Raw genomic sequence first — 7,365 nt, 5'->3', positions numbered from 1 at the left:
TGGCAGTGGAATCTCATAATTAAGGGCAAAAAATATCCCCGAACGCGTCGTGTCTCAGATTTAAGGGCAACGCGACAGCTGGCGCTGAAGGCCGGTGGTGACCGCATCGTCGAACGCGCCCGCCATGCCCTTGAGCCCAAGCCCGCGCATCGCCTCGATCATGTCATGCCGCTGCATCGAAGGTCCTCAGCTGGTCGTAACGGGCGCAGTCGGCGATCGGCGGATGGCGCAAGGCGCTGTCTTCGGAGGTGATGATGGTGAGCGGTCGCGGCGGTTCGCGGCGCCGCGCCAGGATGTTGAGGATCAGGTCGTCGCTCGCCGTGCCGGTCGCCAATGCCTCGCGGACGGCCGCTTCGACCGGCTCCAGACCATCGGTCAGCACGGCCGACAGCACACGGACGAACCGGCGGTCGGCATCGTCGCCATTGCCAAGCTTGCGGCGCAGGCGCGCCAGCGCCGGCGGCAGATCCCAGTCCTGGAAGGGCGCGCCGTTCCGCAGCGCTCCGGGCTTGCGGGCCAGTACCGGCAGATAATGCCAGGGGTCATAGATCGTGCGGTTGCGCCCGAAGTAGCGGGGATGCTCGGCGACAACCTCCTCGCCGCAGCGCACGACAATGCGGTCGGCATAGGCCCGGACCTGCACCGTCCGCCGCGCCACCGTCGAGAGAACCGAGTAGCGGTTGCGATCGAAGCTGATCAGGCAGGTGCCCGTCACCGCATGCTCGCTCTCGTTAAAGCCGTCGAACGGTCCCAGCATCGGCTGCAGTGCCGATCGCTCGATCTCCAGCGCCTGCGCCACGGTCAGCTCGCCCTGTTCCGGGTGTGCCTGTCGTTCCGCCCAGCGCTGGCACTCGGCCTCCAGCCAGCCATTGAGCTCGTCGAGGCTGGCGAACCGCAACCGGGGTTGGAAGAAGCGGCCCCGGATCGTCTGCACCTGGTTCTCGACCTGGCCCTTCTCCCATCCCGCCGCCGGCGAGCAGGCGGTGGGCTCGACCATATAATGGTCGGTCATGATCAGGAACCGCCGGTTGAAGACCCGCTCCTTCCCCGTGAACACGCTCGTCACCGCCGTCTTCATATTATCGTAGATGCCGCGGCCCGGCACGCCGCCGAAGAAAGCAAAGCCGCGCGCATGCGCGTCGAACAGCATCTCCTGACTCTCGCGCGGATAGGCCCGGACATAGACCGCCCGCGATGCACACAGCCGCATATGCGCAACCTTCACGCGCATCGGCTTGCCGGCGATCTCCACATCCTCATGGCTCCAGTCGAACTGGTAGGCCTCGCCCGGCTTGAACATCAGCGGGATGAAGGCGGTGACACCATCGCCGGCATCCTTGCGCCGGTCGGCCTTCCAGCGCGCCGCGTAGCGCCGAACGGCATCGTAGGAACCCTCAAAACCTTCGCGCTCCAGCAGATCATGTATCCGCGTCATCCGCAGTCGCTCGCGCCTGCCGCGCACCTCGTTCTCTTCCAGCAGTGTGTTCAGGCGATCCTGAAACGGCCCGATCCTAGGCAGTGGCTGAACCTTGCGCTGATAGTCGAATGCGCCTTCCGGCGCCCGGATCGCCTTGCGGATCACCTTCCGCGACACATGCAAATCCCGCGCGATCGCCTTGATCGCCTTGCCGCCGGCATACTCGCGCCGAATCCGAACCACTGTCTCCAAAATCAACATCCCGATCTCGCCGCCTGAAAATCCAGCCGGCTGCTTAAACCATCGAAATGAGGGGTCCCTTTTAGACGCCGATCACCCCGCTAACGGGGTCCTTTTTGCACGCCGATCCACATCACCATTGAGAAACCGGTTTTCGACACACTTACGCCGATCGGCGCCTGCCGGCCTGACTTCATCCTGGAACTGCGCTCTCGCGAAACCGGCGAGATCAGGTCGATCATCGTGGAAGCCATGGGATCAACTGATGAGACGTATCTAGCCGCAAAAGCTGTCACTCATCCGCGCATGGCGCAAATTGGTCCACTCGTGTGTGTATCACCGGCGGATGTGGAAACGGGCCGCATCGGCGCTATCGTCCGTCGCGCGGCGGGCGCCTAGCTCCAGCGCATCGATGTGGCGAAGAGAATGACGATGCCGAGCGTCACAGGCATGGAAGTCAGGTACAGCTTTTGCCAGCGCCACCATATTTTCGGGACAAACAGGATGGCGGACCGAAGGGAATTGACGCTGGACCAGCCGCGCTCGCGAACCACTTCCACCATTGTCGTCGCGCAGGAGAGCGCCATGGCGATCACGCAGCACGAACCGGCAGCGACATAAAGCGCCATCCAGTTCGCCAGTTCGATCGCCGTCAGATATCGCATCTCAGCAACCTGTATAGCCGATAATCGTGCACAAAGGCTAATCGGAGTATCAGGTACCGCAAAATTGGAACTTGCCTCATCTGAGATGCACAGATGCCAAAGGTCGGCGTTGCAACGCGATGCAGAAGATGCGTGCGCGTCAGTCCGGGTCCGACCGCAGTAGTACCCGCGCTACGAGGTCGTAGCGCGTCGGGTGTATCCGATCCCGCGTCGGAAAGCGCAGCAGATCGATCGTCTCATCAGCATAGGTCGCAGCGACCGAGTTCACAATGTAGGCATGTTGACGACTGTAAGGAAGAAGCCAAATGACCCGATGGCAGATGGTCCGGATACGGATACTCGTCAGCCTGGCGGCGAGATCAGACCTTGCATCGTCGTTGGATCCGACCGAAAAGACGCATGCGCCGTACTTCTTCGTTGGGAAACGCCATCCAAGTATCTGATGTGCATGCACACGCTCGGCCGCTAGCACATCGCACTGGGGGGCATATTTCGCGTTGATGGCGCGTGCGGTCCCCAGCCCGATGCTGTCGCCCAATATGAGGCACTCAAATACGGACCTGCTCCCCGGCATCGGGAACGTTGCTGTCTTGGTCTTCGATTTGTTGCCGGATTTCCGATACGTCCACCTTGCCGATCAGGTAATCCCCCTCATCCTTGAAAAACGCCTCAATCCGCTTCGTTTCGTCCAGAGGTGGCAAAAGCGAACCGAAGCGGGCCTGCCATTGCTGCTCTACAAAACCCAGGAGTGCCTTCCAGGAAGCCGCCTCGCTTGCGTGGACCTGGAGCATCTTATGACCCTCATGCAGGATGATAAGGACGGAGGCGTGCATGATGCTATCCATCGTAAGCGGCAAATCAGTACGGGCAGGCACGACCTGCCTTTTCGTCGCAAAACATGCAATTCCGGCCACCCGAAATCAAAAATACATATCAACTATGTCTATGTACTGCCAAACTGATTCTAGAAAATACAAGAAAAACCTTCACATGTGTAAAGAGAAAGTTTCAGTTAATTTTGTATATACTCAGAAATTTATCAGAATTGTTATTATAACAACAGTTCTATCAACTCACCAAAAGTGACTTGATAGGAATCTCAGGGTTTGCAAGTACAGATTTATCAGGAGTGGCCTGCGTGATAACGAGTGCCTTACCCTGAACATAGTCCTTCACAGAGTTGACGCAGTCAAGGGCCAGCACCTTACCCTTGCTAAGATATACGAGCGTGAAGCTGCGCGCTGCGCTCTGGCCCCGCACGACGACTTCATCGTATCCCAAGCTAAGCCCGATAGTCTGGAGCTTGAGATCATATTGGTTCGACCAGAACCAGGGAACGGCGTGGTACGGCGCGGCGTCACCAGCAATATGCCTGGCGGCCGTTATGGCCTGGTCATTGGCGTTCTGAACTGACTCCAACCGGATCCGCTGACCGCCAGCAAAGGGGTTGGCATGGATCGCGCAATCGCCGATCGCGTAAATGTTCGGCAACGAAGTCTGACAGAATTCATCGACTTCTACCCCGTTCCCGCTTGCCGCACCCGCCGCGATCAATGGCTCTACGGCCGGAACGATCCCGATGCCGACGACAACCATGTCTGCGGGTAAGACCGAGCCGTCAGACATCCGGACACCCGTTACCCATCCATCATGTCCAATCAGGCAATCCATTTTGGCGTTCAAATGGATCTCAACGCCATGCGCCCGATGTTCAGCCTCATAAAAACGAGAAAGCGGTTCACCAGCGACCCTTGCCAGCACACGATCCATCGCTTCCAGCACCGTCACTTGCTTGCCGAGCTTGGCGAGTACCGCAGCCGCCTCGAGGCCGATATACCCGCCACCGATCACCACGACATTCTGCACTTTCGGCGTCTCGGCCAGCATGCGGTCAGCGTCAGCACGAGTGCGGACGTTGTGGACACCCATGAGATCGCTTCCCGAACAGCTCAAGCGACGAGGCGCACCGCCAGTTGCCCAGATCAGCTTGCCATAGCCAATGCGGCTTCCGTCGGAGAGCACAACATTTTGCTCCGCCGGATCGACGGCCACAACCCGTCGCAGGAGCTGCAACTCGATATCGCGCTCGGCCCAGATTGCCTGAGGTCGAATGAGAATTCTTTCGAAGCTCTTTTCGCCTGAGAAATATTCCTTGGAGAGCGGCGGGCGTTCATATGGCGGATCTGGCTCATCTCCCAGCAGTGCCACACTTCCCGCATATTTATGCTGGCGCAGCGCGAGCGCGGCTTGAGCTCCCCCATGCCCGGCCCCAACAATAAGAACATCGTACCGCTCGCTCATGGGATAGATAGCTTCCTTACAGGATTACATAAGCCGTGCTTTGCTTGTCACGCCGTCGGTTAACGGCAAGAGCCTGATTGAGCTCTCTTTGCGAACTCAAGTGCCCTCAATCTTCCGGCGCAATCGTGATGCAAAGTCCGTCCAGAGCATCAGAGATAGTCAACTGACAGGATAACCGAGATCTTGAGCAACGGTGCTCGGACGAGTCCAGAAGATCGTCCTCATCCGTACTCATGGGTGGCAAGCGATCGAGAAACGCTTCATCGACCTGGATATGGCAGGTTGCGCAGGAGCAACACCCTCCGCACAATGCAAGCAACTCGTCGATGCCTGCGTCGCGGATCGCTTCCAGTAACGTGGTTGCGCCATTCGGTGTGACGGTCACGCGCTCGCCAGTGCGCGTTGTAACGGTAATCTCCATTAGTCCTCTAATTTCCAAATATGCTTTTTGGCAGTCTGCTATCGACTGAAAAACCTCCACGCCGCCTTGGCGCGCAAGGCTCATGGGGAAAGCGCGTAGTCCAATCCGATATCGGCCGCGGGAGCACTTTGGGTGATGCGCCCGACTGATACAAAATCGACGCCAGTCGACGCGATTTCCCTAATCGTATCGAGCCGCACGCCGCCTGACGCTTCGATGGGGACGCGGCCGCCGACAAGGGCGACGGCCTCTTTGAGCTTGGCAGGAGACATGTTGTCGCAAAGCAGACGATCCGCCCCCGCCATCAGCGCAGGCTCGATTTGTTCGATCCCGTCAACCTCGACCTGGACTTCCAGCCCGGTATTGGCGGCTTTCGCAGCCTTGACCGCTTCGACAATGCTGCCAGCGGCGGCGATGTGGTTGTCCTTGATCAGGATACCGTCATCCAGACGCATGCGATGATTCCGCGCCCCGCCCACCTTGGCGGCATATTTCTCGATCGCCCGAAGACCGGGAATTGTCTTGCGCGTATCGAGAAGGACGCAATCCGTACCGGCGATCGCTTCGGCATAAGATCGCGTCACCGTCGCGATGCCGGTCAGGTGCTGGAGCGTATTGAGAGCGGACCTCTCGGCCGCGAGCATGAGCTGCGCGCTTCCCGCAATTCGCATGAGGGGCTGCCCAGCGGCAACATTGTCCCCATCCTGCACCAGGAATTCGATAGCGACCTCGGGGTCGAGCTTACCGAAAAACGCGGCTGCCAGCTGGAGCCCGGCAACCACTATCGGTTGCCGGGCAGCCAGAACGGCGGAAAAGCGCGCGCTGGCGGGGACTGACACACGGCTCGTGACGTCTCCGCTCCCCAGATCCTCACTCAGAACATAATCGACGAAGTTGTCGAGTTGTTGCTGATCCAGGCCCGCGATCAAATCCGACTCACGCATCAGGAAACCGCGTCCGCCAGATCTTCAACTTCTTCCTTGTCGGCGAAGACGCCGGTCAAGCGCCTCTCCTCCTCGGAGACGTTGATCAGCCGCCAGTCATCGCCCTTGGGGACCATGCCCTCGAACGACATGAGCTTCGCCAGTGGCACGCGCGGTTCTACAGCACCCAGTGCCGGCTCGCCTTTCTGAACAGCCTGGGCGGCGCGATACATCTGGGTGCGGAAGGTGAAGATCGCCTTGTCGCTCGAGCCGAGCAGATCCTCGCTGCGGTCGGCGATCGGCCCCATCGATTCCCACATCGCCATGTCCTGACAGGGAATGCCGTAGATGCCGGTAAAGTCGCCGGCTTTCATCAGGGCCCGGTCCTGCAGATAGTTGTTTTCGGCGTTGCGCCGCTTTTTGAAGGTAACGGGCTCGACGTCCTTGCCAATCTCCGCCCCGCAGAACTTGCGCCAGGCATCCTGACTGATGCCCTTCGTCGGATGCCAGGCGATCCAATAGAACATGGTGTTCACATCGTCGATCGGAACCAGCATCTGTGACAGATGATATTGGTCGTTGGACGGGATGTGCACCGTGAACGGAGCCTGGAACAGAGTCATGCGTACATAGTCCTGCTTGTCCGCATCGATGATCGGCTTGCGGATAGCAGCATAACGAAAGCCGAACGGCGTTTTCTGCACTTCAATCTTGGGCGCCTTGTCGGCCGACGGGCGAAGCCACGCGGTGTCCGTAGCCGTCGAGCCGCTTACTTCGGTGGCCGTCGGCATGTTCGATGAATGCAGGCTCGAACTGTGCGCCGAATCGATCGACCCTTCGAGAACCTGCGCCCAGTTGCAGCCGCCATGCATTTTCACGATGCTGATCTTCTCAGCCGGCGCGGCCGACCAGTTCGGCGGGCTGAAAGGGATGACATTTTCCGGGTCACCCATCCACACCCAGACGAAACCAGCAGATTCTACCACCGGATATGCCTTGGTCTTCATCGTGCCGCGTAGCTTTGCATCGACCGGCTCGGAAGACATGTCGACGGCATTGCCGTCCACATCGAATTTCCAGCCATGATAAAGGCAACGCAGGCCGCATTCCTCGTTGCGACCGAAGGCAAGGGAAGCGCGCCGGTGCGGGCACAGCTCGTCGAGCGCACCGATGCGCCCCTCCGTATTGCGGAACACGACCATGTTCTCACCCAGCAAGCGAACACGCAACGGCGTGCCGTCTGGCTCGGCGACGTCCTCGATCATGCAGGCGGGCAACCAGTGCTGCCGCATCAGCTTCCCCATTGGGGCCTCGCCCTCCACACGGCAAAGCAGATCATTTTGTTCCGGAGTCATTAGCTACCCTCCTCATTTTGGCTTGGCACGAAGACGAATCACC

8 protein-coding genes and 2 pseudogenes are annotated in these 7,365 nt (G+C 59.4%); 1 reads left to right on the top strand and 9 read right to left on the bottom strand.

Annotation, left to right across the window (positions count from 1 at the left end; genetic code table 11):
- Positions 1–78: 78 nt before the first annotated feature.
- Together KIH45_RS18165 and istA are read right to left on the bottom strand one after the other, a co-directional pair.
- A pseudogene (locus tag KIH45_RS18165) lies at positions 79–177 on the bottom strand (ATPase); the annotation flags it as partial.
- Complete coding sequence (istA, locus tag KIH45_RS18160) at positions 164–1,678, bottom strand: IS21 family transposase (protein WP_041378971.1); 1,515 nt, start codon at positions 1,676–1,678, stop codon at positions 164–166. The pseudogene KIH45_RS18165 and the gene istA, both read right to left, overlap by 14 nt.
- Before the next feature lie 105 nt (positions 1,679–1,783).
- Between istA and KIH45_RS19230 the strand changes: the two are divergent.
- Positions 1,784–2,056 (top strand): annotated as a pseudogene (locus KIH45_RS19230) (hypothetical protein); the annotation flags it as partial.
- Here the strand turns inward: KIH45_RS19230 and KIH45_RS18155 are convergent.
- The 7 genes from KIH45_RS18155 to KIH45_RS18125 form a co-directional block, all read right to left on the bottom strand.
- Positions 2,053–2,322 (bottom strand): hypothetical protein, encoded by a 270-nt coding sequence (locus tag KIH45_RS18155; protein WP_017184787.1) that lies wholly within the window; start codon positions 2,320–2,322, stop codon positions 2,053–2,055. The pseudogene KIH45_RS19230 and the gene KIH45_RS18155 sit on opposite strands and share 4 nt — an antisense overlap.
- 139 nt (positions 2,323–2,461) lie before the next feature.
- Positions 2,462–2,860, bottom strand: coding sequence for an SGNH/GDSL hydrolase family protein (locus tag KIH45_RS18150; RefSeq protein ID WP_225900034.1), 399 nt, complete (start codon positions 2,858–2,860; stop codon positions 2,462–2,464).
- Between the two features lie 10 nt (positions 2,861–2,870).
- Positions 2,871–3,167 carry a hypothetical protein gene (locus KIH45_RS18145; protein ID WP_017184789.1) on the bottom strand — a complete coding sequence of 99 codons (297 nt, stop codon included), beginning with the start codon at positions 3,165–3,167 and terminating at the stop codon, positions 2,871–2,873.
- Between the two features lie 223 nt (positions 3,168–3,390).
- The gene (locus KIH45_RS18140) at positions 3,391–4,623 is read right to left on the bottom strand and encodes an NAD(P)/FAD-dependent oxidoreductase (protein ID WP_017184790.1); all 1,233 of its coding nucleotides are present in this window, start codon (positions 4,621–4,623) and stop codon (positions 3,391–3,393) included.
- A gap of 106 nt (positions 4,624–4,729) precedes the next feature.
- On the bottom strand, positions 4,730–5,044 hold the full coding sequence (locus KIH45_RS18135) for a 2Fe-2S iron-sulfur cluster-binding protein (RefSeq protein ID WP_037478039.1): 315 nt from the start codon (positions 5,042–5,044) through the stop codon (positions 4,730–4,732).
- An 80-nt stretch (positions 5,045–5,124) separates the two neighbouring features.
- On the bottom strand, positions 5,125–5,988 hold the full coding sequence (gene nadC, locus KIH45_RS18130) for a carboxylating nicotinate-nucleotide diphosphorylase (RefSeq protein ID WP_017184792.1): 864 nt from the start codon (positions 5,986–5,988) through the stop codon (positions 5,125–5,127).
- Complete coding sequence (locus tag KIH45_RS18125) at positions 5,988–7,271, bottom strand: Rieske 2Fe-2S domain-containing protein (RefSeq protein ID WP_225900033.1); 1,284 nt, start codon at positions 7,269–7,271, stop codon at positions 5,988–5,990. Before KIH45_RS18125 ends, nadC begins: the two co-directional genes overlap by 1 nt.
- Positions 7,272–7,365 lie beyond the last annotated feature (94 nt).

Origin of the sequence: Croceicoccus gelatinilyticus, assembly GCF_018398395.1 — a bacterium.
Lineage (GTDB): Bacteria > Pseudomonadota > Alphaproteobacteria > Sphingomonadales > Sphingomonadaceae > Croceicoccus > Croceicoccus gelatinilyticus.
This window is presented reverse-complemented; position numbering and strand designations above follow the sequence as displayed.

Coding starts and splice junctions, on each gene's coding strand:
- KIH45_RS18135 (WP_037478039.1), bottom strand. CDS start 5,044: ATGGAGATTACCGTTACAACGCGCACTGGCGAGCGCGTGACCGTCACA.
- KIH45_RS18125 (WP_225900033.1), bottom strand. CDS start 7,271: ATGGGGAAGCTGATGCGGCAGCACTGGTTGCCCGCCTGCATGATCGAG.
- istA (WP_041378971.1), bottom strand. CDS start 1,678: ATGTTGATTTTGGAGACAGTGGTTCGGATTCGGCGCGAGTATGCCGGC.
- nadC (WP_017184792.1), bottom strand. CDS start 5,988: ATGCGTGAGTCGGATTTGATCGCGGGCCTGGATCAGCAACAACTCGAC.
- KIH45_RS18145 (WP_017184789.1), bottom strand. CDS start 3,167: ATGGATAGCATCATGCACGCCTCCGTCCTTATCATCCTGCATGAGGGT.
- KIH45_RS18140 (WP_017184790.1), bottom strand. CDS start 4,623: ATGAGCGAGCGGTACGATGTTCTTATTGTTGGGGCCGGGCATGGGGGA.
- KIH45_RS18155 (WP_017184787.1), bottom strand. CDS start 2,322: ATGCGATATCTGACGGCGATCGAACTGGCGAACTGGATGGCGCTTTAT.